This window comes from Bacillus sp. SIMBA_074 (assembly GCF_046534555.1).
GTDB lineage: Bacteria > Bacillota > Bacilli > Bacillales > Bacillaceae_G > Bacillus_A > Bacillus_A mycoides.
This window is the reverse complement of the sequence record NZ_JAWRYM010000502.1, coordinates 1-272: the sequence shown is the minus strand read 5'-3', so window position 1 is coordinate 272 and position 272 is coordinate 1. Positions and strand designations below refer to the sequence as shown.

Genomic DNA, 272 nt, shown 5'->3' with positions numbered 1-272 from the left:
CAAGTTCACTATTGGCTTCCTGATATTTCTTTTTTATAATGGGAGGAAGACAAGCGAGGAAGGGTTGTTCGTATCCATGAATGTTCCTGTATCACTTCAGCCATATTTGAACCAGCTGTCGCAATACAATGATAGTGGCTCGCAGCAGTCTATTCTTCCATACGGGGATGAAGATCTGTTCGCAAATCTTTTGCAAGAAAAGATAGCAAATGGACAAAGAGTGATTACCTCAGAAGAAATAAAAGCTGAGCTGGACGGCTCACCTGATCTTG

At 41.9% G+C, this 272-nt stretch carries 1 pseudogene; it reads left to right on the top strand.

What is annotated here, in order from left to right:
• Positions 1–64: 64 nt before the first annotated feature.
• A pseudogene (locus SB773_RS31750) lies at positions 65–272 on the top strand (lytic transglycosylase domain-containing protein); the annotation flags it as partial.